Origin of the sequence: Streptomyces sp. SirexAA-E (genome assembly GCF_000177195.2) — a bacterium.
GTDB lineage: Bacteria > Actinomycetota > Actinomycetes > Streptomycetales > Streptomycetaceae > Streptomyces > Streptomyces flavovirens.
This window is the reverse complement of sequence record NC_015953.1, coordinates 5,020,575-5,038,840: the sequence shown is the minus strand read 5'-3', so window position 1 is coordinate 5,038,840 and position 18,266 is coordinate 5,020,575. Positions and strand designations below refer to the sequence as shown.

General features: G+C 72.2%; 15 protein-coding genes and 1 tRNA gene. 1 reads left to right on the top strand and 15 read right to left on the bottom strand.

Annotated features, from left to right (window positions below; translation table 11 throughout):
* Positions 1-13: 13 nt before the first annotated feature.
* The 13 genes from SACTE_RS22640 to SACTE_RS22580 form a co-directional block, all read right to left on the bottom strand.
* Positions 14-655 carry a low molecular weight phosphatase family protein gene (locus SACTE_RS22640; RefSeq protein ID WP_014048343.1) on the bottom strand — a complete coding sequence of 214 codons (642 nt, stop codon included), beginning with the start codon at positions 653-655 and terminating at the stop codon, positions 14-16.
* Positions 652-1,299: an L-threonylcarbamoyladenylate synthase gene (locus SACTE_RS22635; protein WP_014048342.1), complete on the bottom strand. Its 648-nt coding sequence runs from the start codon at positions 1,297-1,299 to the stop codon at positions 652-654. Before SACTE_RS22635 ends, SACTE_RS22640 begins: the two co-directional genes overlap by 4 nt.
* 67 nt (positions 1,300-1,366) lie before the next feature.
* A complete protein-coding gene (prmC, locus tag SACTE_RS22630) occupies positions 1,367-2,212 on the bottom strand; it encodes a peptide chain release factor N(5)-glutamine methyltransferase (RefSeq protein ID WP_014048341.1) in 846 nt (281 codons plus the stop codon).
* A gap of 58 nt (positions 2,213-2,270) precedes the next feature.
* Entirely contained in the window at positions 2,271-3,347 is a 1,077-nt protein-coding gene (gene prfA, locus SACTE_RS22625; RefSeq protein ID WP_014048340.1) for a peptide chain release factor 1, read from the bottom strand.
* Positions 3,348-3,482: 135 nt separating this feature from the next.
* Positions 3,483-3,707 carry a 50S ribosomal protein L31 gene (rpmE, locus tag SACTE_RS22620; RefSeq protein ID WP_014048339.1) on the bottom strand — a complete coding sequence of 75 codons (225 nt, stop codon included), beginning with the start codon at positions 3,705-3,707 and terminating at the stop codon, positions 3,483-3,485.
* Positions 3,708-3,897: 190 nt separating this feature from the next.
* Positions 3,898-5,001 (bottom strand): LCP family protein, encoded by a 1,104-nt coding sequence (locus SACTE_RS22615; protein WP_014048338.1) that lies wholly within the window; start codon positions 4,999-5,001, stop codon positions 3,898-3,900.
* 343 nt (positions 5,002-5,344) lie between these two features.
* The gene (rho, locus tag SACTE_RS22610; RefSeq protein WP_014048337.1) at positions 5,345-7,414 is read right to left on the bottom strand and encodes a transcription termination factor Rho; all 2,070 of its coding nucleotides are present in this window, start codon (positions 7,412-7,414) and stop codon (positions 5,345-5,347) included.
* 387 nt (positions 7,415-7,801) lie between these two features.
* Entirely contained in the window at positions 7,802-8,719 is a 918-nt protein-coding gene (gene thrB, locus SACTE_RS22605; RefSeq protein ID WP_014048336.1) for a homoserine kinase, read from the bottom strand.
* Between the two features lie 268 nt (positions 8,720-8,987).
* On the bottom strand, positions 8,988-10,058 hold the full coding sequence (gene thrC, locus SACTE_RS22600) for a threonine synthase (RefSeq protein WP_014048335.1): 1,071 nt from the start codon (positions 10,056-10,058) through the stop codon (positions 8,988-8,990).
* Between the two features lie 6 nt (positions 10,059-10,064).
* Positions 10,065-11,375, bottom strand: a complete 1,311-nt coding sequence (locus SACTE_RS22595) for a homoserine dehydrogenase (protein ID WP_019992351.1) — start codon at positions 11,373-11,375, stop codon at positions 10,065-10,067.
* 95 nt (positions 11,376-11,470) lie between these two features.
* Positions 11,471-12,862: a diaminopimelate decarboxylase gene (gene lysA / locus SACTE_RS22590; protein ID WP_014048333.1), complete on the bottom strand. Its 1,392-nt coding sequence runs from the start codon at positions 12,860-12,862 to the stop codon at positions 11,471-11,473.
* 25 nt (positions 12,863-12,887) lie between these two features.
* Positions 12,888-13,964: an ArgS-related anticodon-binding protein NrtL gene (gene nrtL / locus SACTE_RS22585; RefSeq protein ID WP_019992352.1), complete on the bottom strand. Its 1,077-nt coding sequence runs from the start codon at positions 13,962-13,964 to the stop codon at positions 12,888-12,890.
* A gap of 80 nt (positions 13,965-14,044) precedes the next feature.
* Positions 14,045-14,479, bottom strand: a complete 435-nt coding sequence (locus SACTE_RS22580; RefSeq protein WP_106707958.1) for a response regulator — start codon at positions 14,477-14,479, stop codon at positions 14,045-14,047.
* A gap of 197 nt (positions 14,480-14,676) precedes the next feature.
* Between SACTE_RS22580 and SACTE_RS22575 the strand changes: the two genes are divergently transcribed.
* Positions 14,677-14,748, top strand: a tRNA-Arg gene (locus tag SACTE_RS22575).
* 78 nt (positions 14,749-14,826) lie between these two features.
* Here the strand turns inward: SACTE_RS22575 and SACTE_RS22570 are convergent.
* Both SACTE_RS22570 and SACTE_RS22565 read right to left on the bottom strand, forming a co-directional pair.
* Complete coding sequence (locus tag SACTE_RS22570) at positions 14,827-16,359, bottom strand: coagulation factor 5/8 type domain-containing protein (protein ID WP_014048330.1); 1,533 nt, start codon at positions 16,357-16,359, stop codon at positions 14,827-14,829.
* Positions 16,360-16,575: 216 nt separating this feature from the next.
* The gene (locus SACTE_RS22565; RefSeq protein ID WP_014048329.1) at positions 16,576-17,940 is read right to left on the bottom strand and encodes a GAF domain-containing SpoIIE family protein phosphatase; all 1,365 of its coding nucleotides are present in this window, start codon (positions 17,938-17,940) and stop codon (positions 16,576-16,578) included.
* Positions 17,941-18,266 lie beyond the last annotated feature (326 nt).

The following is an 18,266-nucleotide window of genomic DNA, read 5'->3' as shown; positions in this document are numbered from 1 at the left end:
ACGGGTCGGGGGGTCAGTGCGGGGCGCTGACGCCCGTCAGGGCGGTCACGACCGGGTCGAGCGCCTGGCTGATCTCGTCACCGACGGAGCGGAAGAACGTGATCGGCGCGCCGTAGGGGTCGTAGACCTCGTCGGCCTCGGCGGTGGGGGCCAGCAGCCAGCCGCGCAGGGCGGCGGCGGCGCGCACCAGGGCCCGGGCGCGCTCGACGACGCCCTCCTCGCGGGCGTCGGGCAGCGTCGCCGGGTCGATGGCCCGCACGAGGCGGGTGAACTCCTTGAGCGTGAAGGTGCGCAGTCCCGCGGAGTGGCCCATGGAGATCACCTGGGCGCGGTGGTCGCGGGTGGCGGTGAGCACCAGGTCGGCGCGGATCACGTGCTCGTCCAGGAGTTCGCGGCCGACGAACCCGGTGGCGTCGGCGCCGAAGTCGGCGAGCACGACCTCCGCGTTGGCCTCCATGGGCGCGCCCTCGTGGCCCCAGGTGCCGGCGCTCTCCACGATGAGGCCGCCGCTGAGCGGGTCGCCGAGGCGGTCCACCAGGGCGTGGCGGGTCAGCCGCTCGGTGATGGGCGAGCGGCAGACGTTGCCGGTGCTGACGTGGAGGATGCGGAAAGTGTGGTCCTGCCCCGCTATGCCACGCCCCTCAGGGGCGATCAACTGGCCACCTCGAGGTCGGGTACGACCTTGCGCAGTTCCTCGACGGAGAGCGCGCCGGCCCGCAGGAGCACGGGCACCTTGCCGGTGACGTCGACGATCGAGGACGGCACGATGCCGGGGGTCGGGCCGCCGTCGAGGTAGACGGAGACGGAGTCGCCGAGCATGTCCTGGGCGGCGTCGCAGGTCTCCGGCGAGGGGTGGCCGGTGAGGTTGGCGCTGGAGACGCCCATCGGGCCGACCTCGGTGAGCAGCTCGATGGCCACCGGGTGCAGGGGCATCCGTACGGCGACCGTGCCGCGGGTGTCACCGAGGTCCCACTGGAGCGAGGGCTGGTGCCGGGCGACGAGGGTGAGGGCGCCGGGCCAGAACGCGTCGACGAGCTCCCATGCCTCTTCGGAGAAGTCGGTGACCAGGCCGTGCAGGGTGTTCGGGGAGCCGATCAGGACGGGGGTCGGCATGTTCCGGCCACGGCCCTTGGCGGCGAGCAGGTCGGCGATGCCCTCGGAACTGAAGGCGTCCGCGCCGATCCCGTACACGGTGTCGGTGGGCAGCACGACCAGTTCGCCGCGGCGAACGGCGGACGCGGCCTCACGCAGGCCGGTCGTACGGTCGGTCGCGTCGTTGCAGTCGTATCGCCGTGCCATCAGCCGGCCTCCTCGGACGTGTACAGGTCTGGTGGACAGGTCTCTTGCGGTTCCGGTGCCCCCGGGGTCACGGCATGGCCTTGCGGGCCGTCGCGAACCGGGGTCGGTTGTTCAGGTCGGGGTGGTCGGCCGCGTCGGCCCAGCCCCGCTCCTCGGTGAAGATCCACGGCACCTGGCCGCCCTGGGTGTCGGCGTGCTCGATGACGACGAGGCCGCCGGGGCGCAGCAGGCGGTGGGCGGTGCGCTCGATGCCGCGGATGGTGTCGAGGCCGTCCTCGCCCGAGAAGAGCGCCATCTGCGGGTCGTGGTCGCGGGCCTCGGGTGCCACGTACTCCCACTCGGTGAGCGGGATGTACGGCGGGTTGGAGATGACCAGGTCGACCTGGCCGTCGAACTCGGGGAGGGCGCTCAGGGCGTCCTGGCGGTGCAGGGTGACCCTGGACCCCTCGGCGTTCTTCCGGGTCCACCTCAGGGCGTCCTCGGAGAGCTCCACGCCGTGCACGCGCGAGCGCGGCACCTCCTGTGCCATGGCCAGGGCGATGGCGCCGGAGCCGGTGCAGAGGTCGACGATGAGCGGTTCGACGACGTCCATCGCGCGGACGGCGTCTATGGCCCAGCCGACGACGGACTCGGTCTCCGGCCGGGGCACGAAGACCCCGGGGCCGACCTGGAGCTCCAGGTAGCGGAAGAAGGCGCGTCCGGTGATGTGCTGAAGCGGCTCGCGCGCCTCGCGGCGGGCCACGGTCTCCCAGTAGCGCGCGTCGAAGTCGGCGTCCGGCACGTTGTGCAGCTCGCCCCGCTTGACGCCGTGCACGAACGCGGCGAGTTCCTCGGCGTCGAATCGCGGGGAGGGGACACCGGCGTCGGCCAGCCGCTGGGCGGCCTGGGCCACCTCGGCGAGCAGCAGGTTCATCGCGGTTCTCCGTACGGGTTCACGGGCGGTTCACGAGCGGGCTGGGGGGCTCGGGCGCCTACGCGGCGGCGAGCTTGGCGGCGGAGTCGGCGTCCACGCAGGCCTGGATGACGGCGTCGAGGTCGCCGTCGAGGACCTGGTCGAGGTTGTACGCCTTGAAGCCGACGCGGTGGTCGGAGATCCGGTTCTCCGGGAAGTTGTACGTGCGGATCTTCTCGGAGCGGTCCACGGTGCGCACCTGGCTGCGGCGCACGTCCGACGCCTCCTGCTCGGCTGCCTCCTGGGCGGCGGCCAGCAGCCGGGAGCGCAGGATGCGCATGGCCTGCTCCTTGTTCTGGAGCTGGCTCTTCTCGTTCTGGCAGGAGGCGACGACACCGGTGGGCAGGTGCGTGATGCGCACCGCGGAGTCGGTGGTGTTGACGGACTGGCCGCCGGGACCGGACGAGCGGTAGACGTCGATGCGGAGGTCGTTGGCGTGGATCTCGACGTCGACCTCCTCCGCCTCGGGCGTGACGAGCACACCGGCGGCCGAGGTGTGGATGCGGCCCTGGGACTCGGTGGAGGGCACGCGCTGCACGCGGTGCACGCCGCCCTCGTACTTCATCCGCGCCCAGACGCCCTGGCCGGGCTCGGTGGCCCCGTTGCCGCCCTTGGTCTTCACGGCGACCTGGACGTCCTTGTAGCCGCCGAGCTCGGACTCGGTGGAGTCGATGATCTCGGTCTTCCAGCCGACGCGCTCGGCGTAACGCAGGTACATCCGCAGCAGGTCGCCGGCGAACAGGGCGGATTCGTCGCCGCCCGCGCCCGCCTTGATCTCCAGGAGGACGTCCTTGTCGTCACTGGGGTCGCGCGGGACCAGGAGGAGCCGGAGCTTCTCGGTGATCTCCTCGCGCTGCTTCTCCAGTTCCTTGACCTCTGCGGCGAAGTCCGGGTCGTCGGCGGCGAATTCACGGGCGGTCTCGATGTCGTCACCGGTCCGCTTCCAGGCCCGGTACGTGGAGATGACGGGGGTCAGCTCCGCGTAGCGCTTGTTGAGCTTGCGCGCGTTGGCCTGGTCGGCGTGGACCGACGGATCGGAGAGCTTCTTCTCCAGATCGGCGTGCTCGCCGATCAGTTCCTCGACCGCCTCGAACATCTCCGGGCTCCTGGTTCCGTGCGTCATACGTCTGCGGGCCTGCTGGACGGCCGGCCGCCGGTGGCGGTACAGCCGGAAAAAACGCCGGTCCCGGCGCCCCCGCAAGAGGGCCCCGGGAACCGGCGCAGTGGCTCGCTACTTGCCGGCGGTGCCGGCGGCCTTGCCGAAGCGGGCCTCGAAGCGGGCCACGCGGCCACCGGTGTCGAGGATCTTCTGCTTGCCCGTGTAGAACGGGTGGCACTCGGAGCAGACGTCGGCACGGATGGCGCCGCCGTCGATGGTGCTCCGGGTGGTGAACGAGGCACCGCAGGTGCAGCTGACCTGGGTCTCGACGTACTCGGGGTGAATGTCGCGCTTCAAGGTGTCTCCTAGATTCGGGAGGGCGCCGGGTCGCACGCGCGGATTGCGCGTCCGTGAACCGGGGCCGACGGACCAGTCTGCCAGGACCGGCCGTATCTCCCAAAACGAGGAGGGGGACGTGACTATTCCCGTACTGTCCGGGTACGTTACGCGACCGCCCGGTGACCGGAAGGCGTCGTCCGCCGGGCCGTCACCGTACGACCTCGCTCGCGTCCCCCTTGTCGCCGGCCGACCGCGCGGTGGCGGACGCCGGGATCGGCCGGTCGTGCGCGAGCGCCGCCCACAGCTGCCGTCCGGCCTCCTCCTGCGGCAGTACGCGGTTGGGGTCGGCCGGGTCGTACTCCACGGGCAGCGTGACCATGTCCACGTTCTTCGGGCCGAGGCCCTTGAGGCCGTTCGCGAAGCCGGTGAGCTTCTTGACGCTGGCCAGTCCCGAGTCCGTGGTGACGGCCTTGGTGGCGGTGTCGGCGAGCCCGAAGAGCGTCTTGGGGCTGGAGAACACCCCGACCCCCTTCGCCTGGGCCATCAGTGCCTTGACGAAGGCCTGCTGGAGCTGGATGCGTCCCAGGTCGCTGCCGTCGCCGACGCTTTTGCGGGTGCGGACCAGACCCAGTGACTGCTCCCCGGTCAGGGTGTGGGTGCCCGGGTCGAGCCGCAGGTGGCTGTGGGAGTCGTCGATGGCCTGCGCGGTGGTGATCCGCACGCCGCCGAGCTCGTCGACGATCTTCTTGAAGCCGGTGAAGTCGACCTCGACGTAGTGGTCCATGCGGATGCCCGACATCGCCTCGACGGTCTTGACCGCGCAGGCCGGCCCGCCGACCTCGTACGCCGTGTTGAACATCGCCTTGCTCTCGGCCCCGACCTCCCGGCCGGTCGTGTCGCTGGTGCAGGCGGGGCGGTCGACGAGGGTGTCCCGGGGGACGGAGACCACGTCGGCCGAGGTGTGCCCCTTGTCGACGTGGACGACCATCGCGGTGTCCGAACGCGCGGCGCCCTCGTCGGCGCCGTAGGCGGAGTTGGCGCCGGAGCGGGAGTCCGAGCCCAGCACCAGGATGTCCTGGGAGCCGTCGTCGACGTCGTCCGGGCGGTCGGCGCCGAGTGCGGCGTCGATGTCCACGGCCTCGATGTTGCCGTTGAGCGTGAGATAGGCGTAACCGAGCCCGGAGCCCCCGACGACGACCACGGCGGCCCCGGCCCACAGCGCGACGTTCCTCGTCCGCCTGCCCCGGGACGGCTTCCTGCGGCGGCGGCCGGTGCCGCGTATTCGGCCGGTGCTGCTGCGCTGCTCGCTCATGCGACTCCCTCGTTGCCTTCCTCGCTGCTTGTCCCCCTGCCGTGGTCCACGGGCACGGTCCGGCGCCCCTGGGCGGAGCACCGGAGCAGCCAGCAGCCTCGCACAACGGGCTGTGGCCCCCGTCCGGGGACGGGGGCCACGCGGGGCGGGGACGGGCGGACGGGGAATTCGGTCTCACCAGCGGTTTTCGGCCCGGGGCGGGCGCCGCCGGGGGCAGGGCCCGCCCGGTGCCGGTGTGGCCAAGGTCTCGGACCTGCGGCGGCCCGGGCCGTCGAGCGCAGGACAGCGCACTGCCCCCGTCACCGGGGTGACGGGGGCAGTGCGGGTGATCGCTGGTGCGACGTCAGTCGTTGCCGTTGCCCGGCGCCGGCGTCGTCTTCTGGATCTGGAGCAGGAACTCCGCGTTGGACTGCGTCTTCTTCATGCGGTCCAGGAGCAGCTCGATCGCCTGCTGCTGGTCGAGCGCGTGCAGCACCCGGCGCAGCTTCCAGACGATGGCCAGTTCGTCGCTGCCGAGCAGGATCTCTTCCTTGCGCGTGCTGGACGCGTCGACGTCCACCGCCGGGAAGATGCGCTTGTCGGAGAGCTTCCGGTCGAGCTTGAGCTCCATGTTGCCGGTGCCCTTGAACTCCTCGAAGATCACCTCGTCCATGCGCGAGCCGGTCTCGACGAGCGCGGTGGCCAGGATGGTCAGCGAGCCGCCGTCCTCGATGTTGCGCGCGGCACCGAAGAAGCGCTTCGGCGGGTAGAGCGCGGTCGAGTCGACACCACCGGACAGGATGCGGCCGGAGGCGGGTGCCGCCAGGTTGTAGGCGCGTCCCAGACGGGTGATCGAGTCCAGCAGGACGACCACGTCGTGTCCCAGCTCCACGAGGCGCTTGGCGCGCTCGATGGCGAGCTCGGCGACGGTGGTGTGGTCCTCGGCGGGACGGTCGAAGGTCGAGGAGATGACCTCGCCCTTCACCGACCGCTGCATGTCGGTGACCTCTTCCGGACGCTCGTCGACCAGGACGACCATCAGGTGGCACTCGGGGCTGTTGACCGTGATCGCGTTGGCGATGGCCTGAAGGATCATGGTCTTACCGGTCTTCGGCGGGGCCACGATCAGACCGCGCTGGCCCTTGCCGATCGGGGCGACCAGGTCGATGATCCGGGTGGTCAGGATGTTGGAGTCCGTCTCCAGACGGAGCCTGTCCTGGGGGTAGAGCGGCGTCAGCTTCTGGAACTCGGGGCGGCCGCGGCCGGTCTCCGGCGCCATGCCGTTCACCGAGTCGAGGCGGACCAGCGCGTTGAACTTCTCGCGGCGCTCGCCGTCCTTGGGCTGGCGCACCGCGCCGGTGACGTGGTCGCCCTTGCGCAGGCCGTTCTTGCGGACCTGGGCCAGCGAGACGTACACGTCGTTCGGGCCGGGCAGGTAGCCGGAGGTCCGGATGAAGGCGTAGTTGTCGAGGATGTCAAGGATGCCCGCGACGGGGATCAGGACGTCGTCGTCGGCGACCTGGACGTCCGTCGCGAAGTCGTCGCGGCCACGACGGCCCCGGCGGTCGCGGTAACGGCCCCGACGGCCGCGGCGGCCGCCCTCGTCGTCGTACCCGTCGTCGTGCTGGCCGCCGCCGCCACCGCTCTGCTGGCCCTGGCCGCCGCCCTGCTGGCCCTGACGGCGTCCGCCGCCCTGCTGGCCCTGGTCGTCGCCCTTGCCGCGGCGGTCGCGCTGGCGGTCGCGGCGGTCACCGCGACGGCCGTCCTGGCGGTCTCCGCGGCGGCCCTCGGCGTTGTCGGTCGCGGACTCGGCCTTCGCGTCGCCCTTGGCGTCGCCCTTCGCCTCGCCGCGCTCCCCGCGCTCGCCCTTGGCCTCGCCGCGCTCCTCGGCGCGGTCCTGCCGGCCCTCGGTCCGCGGCTCGGCCTGCGGCTCCGTCCTGGCCTCGCTCTTCGTCTCGGGGCTGCCCGCCTGCGCGGTCGCCCGGCGGCGGCGTCGCTCGCCCGCGGGCTGGTCGTCGCTGGCCGGCTGGCCCGGGATGTCGATCTGCTGCTGGGCGGCGGCCTTGTCGGCCGGCGCGGCGGCGGCGCTCTCGTCGCCCGTACGCGCCTTCGAGGTGGCACGCCGCTTGGGCTTGCTCTCGGTCTCGGCGGCCGCGGGGGCGGCGGACTTGGCGGCGGCCTTGGGCGCGGCGGAGCCCCCGCCGGCCTGCGCCTCCTTGATGACCTCGATCAGCTGGCTCTTGCGCATCCGCGCAGTCCCCCTGATGCCGAGGCCGGACGCGACCTGCTGCAGCTCGGCCAGGACCATGCCCTCGAGGCCGGTGCCGGAGCGGCGGCGCCGTGCGGTGGTGCCAGTGGCAGCACCTTCGGCGGGCGCGGAGCTGTCGACGTTCTTGTCGGCAGTGGCGCCCATCAGATCGGTGGTGTCGCTCACGAAGGGTCCTTCCCTGGAGCGGACGTCGGCCTTCTGGCTCGGCGACCGGTTGTGCTGTCCGACTGCGGTCTGTTGATCGTGTCGATCGCGGACCTTGCCGGGGCGGTGGTCCGCCGGGTACGGCGGAGAGATGAAAGTGCGGGGTTCCGGCGCGAGATCCCCTGCTCGGCCCACTCCTGGACGAGCAAGAGGGTGTCGTGCCGGTTCCGGAGCGTGCTCGAAAGCTCAGGCGGGCTGCTCAGGCAGTCGGGGAGGCTCCCGGAAGAGTGGTGGTCCCGGAGGGGGACACGAAGCAACGCGCCACGAAGACGTCGATTGCTGACTTGAGGTTAACACTACCGGCTCCAACAAACATTCCCCCTCTCGTGCACCGGCAATCACGTGCGATTACGCGGCGAGCGGCAGCACACTCGCCCCTGCGGAATCGAGGGTGAGCCGGTTCGCGGCCCATCCCTCACCCGCCAGCTGCGCCACCTTGTCGGCCGATCCTTCCTCCGTCAGCGCGAGCACCGTGGGCCCGGCTCCGGAGATGACAGCGGGGACGCCGTCCGCGCGCAGCCGGTTCACCAGCTCCACGCTCTGCGGCATCGCCGGGCCCCGGTACTCCTGGTGGAGCCGGTCCTCGGTGGCCGCGAGCAGCAGCTCGGGGCGCCTGGTCAGGGCCTCGACGAGCAGGGCCGCGCGGCCGGCGTTCACGGCGGCGTCCACGTGGGGCACCGTGCGCGGCAGCAGGCCGCGGGCGGTCTCGGTGAGCACCGGTGTGGCCGGGACGAAGACCACCGGGACGACGGAGTCGGCGGGGTCCATCCGGATCGCCCTGGCGGCCGAACCGTCCATCCAGGCCAGGGTGAACCCGCCGAGCAGACAGGCAGCGACGTTGTCCGGGTGTCCCTCGATCTCGGTGGCCAGCTCCAGCAGGGCGGCGTCGTCGAGGCGGGCCTCGCCGCCCGTCGTCACGGCGCGGGCGGCGACGATCCCGGCGCAGATGGCGGCGGACGAGGAACCGAGGCCGCGGCCGTGCGGGATGCGGTTGGCGCAGACGATCTCCAGGCCGCGCGGCTGCCCGCCGAGCAGGTCGAAGGCGGTGCGCAGGGAGCGTACGAGCAGGTGGTTCTCGTCGCGGGGAAGCGTCGTCGCGCCCTCACCCGCGATGTCGATGTGCAGTCCGGAGTCGGCGACCCGGACGACCACGTCGTCGTAGAGGCCCAGCGAGAGGCCGAGGGCGTCGAAACCCGGGCCCAGATTGGCGCTGGTTGCGGGGACGCGCACCCGGACGGCGGCGGCTCGGAACGCGGGACCGGCCATCGGTTGGACGACTCTTCCTGTACGGCGGCGGGGATGGGTGGTGCGAGGTGTGCTGCGGCGTGCGTGGGGGCTTGTTGTACGAGGGTGGGATACCCGGCGGTCGCTACGGCGACTGCACCGCGGCAGGTGCGGCGGGGCGGGTTGGGTACAGCTTATCGAAGGAAGGTTCTGTGGCGACATAGGGCGCACAGGAGGCGCACGATGCGTGTCGCACGCCTCCTATGCGCTCTGCGCCCCTGGGCGCGAGGCCAGGGGCGCTGAGTGCCCGTCAGGCGAGGCCCAGCTTCTCCGCGGCGGCGGCAGCGTCGACCGGTACGGTGACCGGCTGCGGGGCGCCCGCGACGGCCCAGTCGGGGTCCTTGAGGCCGTTGCCCGTGACGGTGCAGACGATCTTCTGCCCGGGGTCGACCTTGCCCGCCTCCGCCGCCTTGAGCAGGCCGGCCACCGACGCCGCCGACGCGGGCTCGACGAAGACACCCTCCTGAGACGCCAACAGGCGGTAAGCGGAGAGGATCTGCCGGTCCGTCACCTCGTCGATGAATCCGCCGGACTCGTCCCGGGCGTTCAGCGCGAACTGCCAGGAGGCGGGGTTGCCGATGCGGATCGCGGTGGCGATGGTCGCCGGGTCCTTGACGACCTCGCCGCGCACGATGGGCGCGGAGCCGGACGCCTGGAAGCCCCACATGCGCGGGGTGCGCGAGGAGACGGCGTCGGCCGCGTACTCCTTGTAGCCCTTCCAGTAGGCCGTGATGTTGCCCGCGTTGCCGACCGGCAGGACGTGGATGTCGGGGGCGTCGCCGAGCGCGTCGACGATCTCGAACGCGGCGGTCTTCTGGCCCTCGATACGCACCGGGTTGACCGAATTGACCAGCGCCACCGGGTAGTTGTCCGAGAGGCTGCGGGCCAGCGTCAGGCAGTCGTCGAAGTTTCCGTCGACCTGGAGGATCTTCGCGCCGTGGACGAGGGCCTGGCCCATCTTGCCGAGGGCGATCTTGCCCTGCGGCACGAGGACGGCGCAGACCATCCCGGCCCGCACGGCGTACGCCGCGGCGGAGGCGGAGGTGTTGCCGGTGGAGGCGCAGATGACGGCCTGCGCGCCCTCCTCCTTGGCCCGGGTGATGGCCATGGTCATGCCGCGGTCCTTGAACGACCCGGTGGGGTTGGCGCCCTCGACCTTGAGGTGCACCTCGCAGCCCGTGCGCTCGGAGAGGACCTGCGCCGGAACGAGCGGTGTACCACCCTCACGGAGTGTGACGACCGGCGTCGTGCTCGTGACCGGGAGGCGGTCCCGGTACTCCTCGATGATGCCGCGCCACTGGTGGGTGCCCTTGCTGGTCATGGGTCCTTACTCCCCTTCAACACGCATGATGCTGGCGACTCCGCGCACGGTGTCCAGCTTGCGCAGCGCTTCGACGGTCCCGGAGAGGGCGGCGTCGAGCGCGCGGTGGGTGACGACGACGAGGGACGCCTCGCCGCCGGTTTCCTGACTGTCCGGCCGGCTCTGCTGGCGGACCGTATCGATGGATACGCCCTGTTCGGCGAAGACCGTCGCGACCTGGGCGAGAACACCCGGCTTGTCGGCCACGTCGAGACTGATGTGGTAGCGCGTGACGACGTCGCCCATGGGGCTGACCGGCAGACGCGTGTAGGCGGACTCACCCGGACCGGTGGTCTCGCCGAGCTTGTTGCGGCAGACGGCGACCAGGTCGCCGAGGACGGCGGACGCCGTCGGGGAACCGCCGGCTCCGGGACCGTAGAACATCAGCTGCCCGGCCGCCTCGGCCTCGACGAAGACCGCGTTGTACGCCTCGCGGACGGAGGCCAGCGGATGGCTGAGCGGGATCATCGCCGGGTGCACCCGGGCGGTGACGGACCTGCCGTCGGCGGCGCGCTCGCAGATCGCGAGGAGCTTCACGGTGCAGCCCATGCGCCGGGCGGAGGCGATGTCGGCCGCGGTGACCTCGGTGATGCCCTCGCGGTGCACCTCGCCGATCCCCACCCGGGTGTGGAAGGCGATCCCGGCGAGGATGGCGGCCTTCGCCGCGGCGTCGAAGCCTTCGACGTCGGCGGTCGGGTCGGCCTCCGCGTACCCGAGGGCGGTGGCCTCGTCGAGCGCCTCGGAGTACCCGGCGCCACTGGTGTCCATCTTGTCGAGGATGAAGTTGGTGGTGCCGTTGACGATGCCGAGCACCCGGTTGACCTTGTCCCCGGCGAGTGACTCGCGCAGCGGGCGTACGAGGGGGATGGCGCCGGCCACGGCCGCCTCGTAGTAGAGGTCCCGGCCGTGCTTCTCCGCGGCGGCGTGCAGCGCGGGGCCGTCCTCGGCGAGCAGCGCCTTGTTGGCGGAGACGACGCTGGCGCCGTGCTCGAAGGCGGTGGTGATGAGGCCCCGGGCCGGCTCGATGCCCCCGATGACCTCGATGACGACGTCGATGTCGCCCCGTTTGACCAGGGCGGTCGCGTCGGTGGTGATCAGCGCGGGGTCGATGCCCTCCCGCACCTTGGAGGGCCGGCGGACGGCCACGCCCGCGAGCTCGACCGGCGCGCCGATGCGCGCGGCGAGGTCGTCGGCGTGCGTCGTCATGATGCGCGCCACCTCTGAGCCGACCACTCCACAGCCCAGCAGCGCCACCTTCAGCGGACGCGTACGCATCATCCGACCTCGTTTCTCATACTTCTGATGTGTGGACCAGTCTCACTCACCGGACGGGAGTTTCTGCCACCCGTCCGGATCCTGAGACCCCTATTTCATCAACCGACATCGAGGCGCAGGAGATCTTCCTCCGTCTCACGCCGGACGATCACCCGGGCCTGTCCGTCACGCACGGCGACGACGGGCGGGCGCAGGGCGTGGTTGTAGTTGCTCGCCATGGAGCGGCAGTACGCGCCGGTGGCGGGCACGGCGATCAGGTCGCCGGGGGCCAGGTCGGCCGGCAGGAACGCGTCCTTGACCACGATGTCCCCGCTCTCGCAGTGCTTGCCGACGACGCGGACGAGCATGGGCTCGGCGTCCGAGGTGCGGGAGACGAGCGAGACGCTGTACTCGGCGTCGTAGAGCGCGGTGCGGATGTTGTCCGACATGCCGCCGTCCACGCTGACGTAGGTCCGCAGCCCCTCCAGGGGCTTGATCGTGCCGACCTCGTACAGCGTGAAGGCGGTGGGGCCGACGACGGCTCGGCCCGGCTCGACGGAGATGCGCGGGGTGGCGAGGCCGGCGGACTCGCACTCGCGGGTGACGATGTCGCCGAGCGCCTTGGCGATCTCGTGCGGCTCGCGGGGGTCGTCCTCGGAGGTGTACGCGATACCGAGGCCGCCGCCGAGGTCGATCTCGGGGAGCTCCACACCGTGCTCGTCACGGATCTCGGCGAGCAACTGCACGACGCGCCGCGCGGAGACCTCGAAGCCTGCCATGTCGAAGATCTGCGAGCCGATGTGCGAGTGGATGCCGATGAGTTCGAGGCCGTCCAGGGTGAGCGCCCTGCGGACCGCCTCGGCGGCCTGCCCGCCGGCCAGCGCGATGCCGAACTTCTGGTCCTCGTGCGCGGTGGCGATGAACTCGTGGGTGTGCGCCTCGACGCCGACCGTGACCCGGATCTGCACGCGCTGGCGCTTGCCGAGGCTCTGGGCGATGTGGGCGACCCGGACGATCTCCTGGAAGGAGTCGAGGACGATCCGCCCGACCCCGGCGGAGACGGCCCGCTCGATCTCGGCGGCGGTCTTGTTGTTTCCGTGGAAGGCGATGCGCTCGACGGGCATCCCGGCGTCCAGCGCGGTGGCCAGCTCGCCGCCGGAGCAGACGTCGAGGTTCAGCCCCTCCTCCGTGAGCCAGCGCACGACGGCGCGCGAGAGGAAGGCCTTCCCGGCGTAGAAGACGTCGGCGTCCGCCCCGAAGGCGTCCGCCCAGGCGCGGCAGCGGGCCCGGAAGTCGCTCTCGTCGAGGATGTACGCGGGGGTGCCGAACTCCTCCGCCAGCCGGGCGACTTCGATCCCGCCGACGGTGAGCGCACCGTTTGCGTCGCGGGTGACCGTACGGGACCAGACCTTCTCGTCCAGGGCGTTGAGGTCGGTGGCCGGGGCGGTCCAGTGTCCTTCGGGAAGGACGTCGGCGTGGCGGGGCCCGGCGGGGTGTGCGGATCGGCTCATCGTTCTGTTCTGCTCTCTCGGACTTTCAGAGGTGGCGGGGCGCGCTGATGCCGAGCAGGGACAGGCCGCCGGCCAGCACCGTCCCGGCGGCTTCGGCAAGGGCCAGCCGGGAGCGGTGGGCGGCCGAGGGTTTCTCGTCCCCGACGGGCAGCGGGCCGGCGGTGTCGTGGAGGTCGAAGAAGGCGCGCGCCACCGACTCCAGGTGCCGGGCCAGCCGGTCGGGGGCGTGGTGGCGGGCGGCGGAGGCCAGGACACCGGGGTGATCGGCGAGCGCGGCGTGCAGTGCCGGGGCGTCCACGTCCTGTTCGTACGCGCCGGTGAAGCCGAGCTGTTCCGCGCCCCGGGTGAGCGCGCGGGCGCGGGCGTGGGCGTAGCGGACCAGGAAGAGGGGGTTGGCCTCCGTCTGGACGAGGAGGTCGTCGCCGAGCGGGGCGCGGTCGTGGGCGGCGGGCCGCACGAGGCCCCACAGCGCGGCGTCGGGGCCGAGGCGTTCCAGCAGCGCCGCGGCACCGGTGCGGGCCGGCACGGGACGGATCTCCCGGCTCCCGGTCCCGTGGTGCTCCCGCGGTCCGGACCGGGGGGCGACCGCCGCGCGCAGCCGCTCCCAGTCGGGGTCGGCCGCCCCTGTGCAGCGGATGAGGACCTGCCCGCCCTGGGCGCGCAGGAGGTGCCCCACGGTCCGGGCGAGGACGGCGGCGCGCACCTCGGGCGGGTGGTGGAGCCGGTGAAGGGTGCCGTTGTCCACGGTGACGTGCCCGTACTGCGGCCCCCGGTCCAGCACCGCGCGGACGACCGAGGCACGGGCGTCGGCGTCGGCGGGGGCGTCGAGCGTGAAGTTCAGGAAGCCGGGCCCGGTGATCTCGACGTGCCCCACCCCGGGCGCGGCCGCGACCCGGTCCCGGAGGATCCGCGCGACCTCGCGGGCGGGCAGCGCGGCGGGGCCGGCGAGTTGCAGGGCGACGGCGCAGGCGTAGTCCCCGCTGCCCCCGGGCCGGGTCCGCTCCACCCGCACGCGCGCGGGCACGGGCGCGCGTAGGGCGTCCTCGTCGACCGCGCGGCGCACGGCGTGCAGCACGGTCCTGGAGAGATCGGCGGGGGTCACGGGACAAGCGTAGGGGAGGAAGGGGGGCTGTCCGCGACCCCGTTTCGCCATCCGGTCAGCCGCACGGGGGGACACACCGGTCACCCGGCGGTGCTCCCGGCCCGGCCGGCACCGCGTCCGCCGTCGAGCGACGGCGCTCGCTCCTTGCGCAGCAGCCGGTGGACGACGCGTACGAGCTCGCTCGGCTCGAACGGCTTCTCCAGGAACGCGTCGACCCCGGCGGCGACTCCGGCGTCCACCTCGAAGGGGGTGCAGGCGCTGACGACGGCGACGGGAAGACGGCGGGTCCTCGGATCGGCGCGCAGCCGGGTGGCGGTCTGTATGCCGTCGAGGCGGGGCATCACGACATCCAGGGTGATCACATCCGGACGGATTCGGTGCACGAGATCAAGACACTCGGCACCGTCGGACGCGGTCACGACCTCGAAGCCCTCCAGCTCGAGGTTGACCCTGATCAACTGCCGGATGACCTTGCTGTCGTCCACAACAAGCACACGGCCGTACGCCCCTGACACCCTTCGAGAGTAGGTCGGCCGGTGGGGCTGCGTCCGGGTTTTGCCCACTTCCGCCCGCAGGGGCCCGGCCGGGTGCCCGGCTCCCCCGCGAGCACCGTCCCGGCGCACACATCGGCCGGCGGACGGAAATACCTGTTCCCAGGCACCGCTGTGGAGCTGGTAGTGTTTCACCCGTCGCAGCCGAGCGCAGCGACATCGCCCCCGTAGCTCAGGGGATAGAGCATCGGCCTCCGGAGCCGGGTGCGCAGGTTCGAATCCTGCCGGGGGCACTTCGCAGGAAGTGCCGAAAAGACCTTCTGGTCAGTGGAGACACTGGGCAGAAGGTCTTTTTCGTGCCCGGAGGGAACTCAGCGGTCCCGGAGCCGGCCGGACAGTTCCTCGATCGCCCGGGTGAGCTCCTCCAGCTTCGACACGAGTACGCCGACGGCGTCGTCGTCCTCCCGGTCCGCCTCCTCGGCGACGCCCCTGCCCCGGTAGCCGGTGGTCGGGCCGCCTCCGTGCCGCAGGATTCCGGAGAACCCGCCGAGGGCGGGCAGACCGTCGTCGCTCTTCGCCAGCAGCTGCACCCGGTTCAGCTGGACCTCGCCGACGTCGCCTTCGTTGGCGGTGACGCGCAGCCGGTAGTGGCCGTACGCGGCCGGGGCGGCGATGCCGAACTCGCGTACCAGGAAGCGTCCGGCGAACGTCTCGCCGCTGCGCCGGTCCAGGGGCACCCAGTCCGCTCCGTCGACGGATCCCTCCAGCACCCAGTCCTTCGGGTCCCGGGCGCAGTGGTCGTCGGCCGAGGTGAGCGTGTAGGCCGTGACGGCGGTCCGCTCGGGGAGGGTGAACTCCAGCCAGGCCTGCCTGGAGCGGGCGAGCCACTTGCCTTCGCCGGAGTGCAGCACGTTGGCCGCCACCTCTCCGGCAGCGCGGTACTCGTCGTTGGCCGTGACCTCGGCCACGGGCACGGTGACGCCGATGAGCCCGGGCCGGTCCGTGGTGAGCAGCCGCACCCGGTTCAGCTGCGTCTCGGGCAGCCCGCCCCAGTTGCGGCCGATGTCGAGCCGGTACACGCGGTACGCCGTCGAGTTGGCCACCGTGAACGCGCGTTCCTGGAAGCGCTCGGGGAAGGCCTCGTTCACCCGGTCGTCGAGTGTGTACCACGTGTTGCCGTCCATCGAGCCCAGCAGGCGCCAGTCCCGGGGGTCGCGATCGCGGTAGTCGTTGGCGGAGGTGAGCGTGTAGGCGGTGACGGCGGTCGGTTCGAGGGGCGAGAAGTCCAGGGTCACCCTGTCGTCCCAGCCCAGCCACTTGTCCGGGCCGTCGCCGAGGAGGTTGTCGGCGACCTCGTCGGCCTCCGGGTGCTCGTCGCTCGCCACGACCTCGCCCACCTTCACCGGCACGGTGCTCTCGACCCACGGCACGGCTCGCAGCGCCACGGATATGAAGGTGTCCCGCCGGTCTCGCCAGGTGATCCGCTCGACGGGGGCCCCGCCGTCGTCCAGGACCAGGCGCAGCATGCCGTCAGCCACCGGAGCGCCGGGCCCCGACACCTCGGTCGCGAAGACACGCGTCCGGCAGTCGGACACGTCCGCGGCGTCCGCCCGGTGCCGGCTCTCCGTCCCGCGGTACTCCTGCGGTGTTCCGTCGGCGGCCCGCCGGTGCCCGCGGAATCGGCCAGTCCCCCCGTCGAAGACGACGGTGGCCTCCGCGCCGTCCTCGGACCTCCAGGCCAGCTCCACCAACTCGGTCGCCTCTCCCCGGTCCAGACGCACCGTCAGCCGCGGGGCCCTCTCCCACTCGCCCTCGGCTCGGACCTCGGTGTCGTAGACGGTCACGGGGCTGCCGGGGGCACCTGCGGAGGAGCCGGTCGGGCGGGGAAGGGTCAGGCCGGGCATGGGACGCTCCATCGAGTCGTTCGTCGGGTCGCTGCGCGGACCGTCCCCAGCCGTCACCCCGGCCGGAACGGTCCGACGGAGAACACTCAAGCAGGGGGGTCTGACATCGACGCCCGTGGCAACGGGCGGCTCGGGCCGACGCCTTGGGGCTCCGGTCACGCCCGGGTGCGCTGTTGGGGCCGCTGCGGGCGCGCGGGGGCGCCTCGTCGTAGGGGGTCAGCTCCGGGGAGGGACCCGCAGGGCCAGCAGCGCGGTGTCGTCGCTGGCCCAGTCGCCGCTGTGCTCGGCCAGCAGTTCTCCGAGGTGGGCGACGATGCCGGCCGCGTCCATGTCCCGGCAGCCGGACAGCGCGGCGGCCAGGGCGTCCTCGCCGAACTGCGGGCGGGCGCCGGACACCGCGGTGCGCCGGGCGCGGGCCTCGGTGGCGCCGTCCGTGTAGAGCAGGAGCGCGTCGCCTGGGGCGAGGCGGAAACGGACGTCGGCCAGCCGGGCCTCCGGGAGGACGCCGAGGAAGCTGCCCTGCCGTCCGACCTGCTGGATCCGGCCGTCGGCACGGCGGATCAGGGCCGGGGGGTGGCCCGCGGTGCAGAGGCGCCCGGCTATACCGCCGGGGGTGACCCGGAAGGTGGCGTAGACGGCGGTCAGGAACCGCTCGCCCTTGCGCTGGTCGATGAGCGCGGAGTTCAGGTGCTCGAAGACGGTCGCCGGTGAGAGGTGCTGGGTGGCCTCGGCGCGCAGGGTGTAGCGGGCCAGGGCCGTGACCTTCGCGGCCTCGGTGCCCTTGCCGCACACGTCGCCCATCACGGTGCACCACCACGGGCCCTTGGCGTGGAAGAGGTCGTAGAAGTCCCCGATCACGGTCGTGCCGCCCGCCGCCGGCAGGTACGAGGCGGCCGCCTCCAGTCCGGGGACCGTCCGCAGGACCGGGGGGAGCAGGCTGTCCTGGAGGCTGCGGGCCAGCCCGGTGGCCGCGGTGAGGGCTTCCCGCGCGGTGGCCAGTGAGGTGCGGAGGTTGATCTCGTTGCTGACCGCCCTGGCCATCGTGGCGAGCGTGCCCAGCTCGGCGGGCTGCCAGGCGTGCGGGGCGTCGTCGATCACGCACATACTGCCCAGCACCTCACCGGCCGGTCCCAGGATCGGGAATCCGGCCCAGGCGCCGATCTTCATCGGCGCCACCGACGGATGCCCGCTGGTCCTCGGGTCGGTGGCCGCGTCGTCGATCACGAACGGCTCGCCGCCGAGACCGACGAGAAAGTAGCAGAAGCTCTCGTTCACGGGGTTCTGCCGTTCGGCCACCCCGTCGACGGGCACACCGACGCAGGACTTCCAGAACGAACGCGTGTCGTCGACCAGTGTGATGAAGGCGCGACGGCAGCCGGTCACCGTGGCCGCCAGCCGGGCAAGATCCTCGAAGGCTTCCTCCGGACCGCTGTCCATCAGCCCGGTCGCCTTCACCGCGGCCAGCCGTCGCGGGTCCGACAGAGCCGCCGGGAGACCGTCTGCTCTCGGACCGTCGGGGAACAAGGTGTCCAGCACCGCGGCTTCCCTGCCCTTCGACAGCTGTACGGCGACAGCCGCCATGGCAAACGATCATGGATCGCCCGTGCGTCAAACCGTTTGGCGCACGACAACATTAACTCGGTCGGCCCCCGGTGAGGTCGCCCTCCTCGGCGCGGCCCACCCGTTCAGGGCGACCACGCGTGGTATCGCACCTGGCAAGCCCCTGAGCGGCCGAGCTCCGAGGAGACGCAGATCACGGTCTGAGCGGCACCGGAACGGGCACGTGTGCCCGGGCGGAAGGAGCGGCGTGCCTGGGGAGGTCTGCCGCTCCTTCTTCTCCTCCCGGGACCGCGTCCCACGGTGAACGGCCTGACCGCCCTGCCCCGTCCGGTCGGCGCGCGACCGCC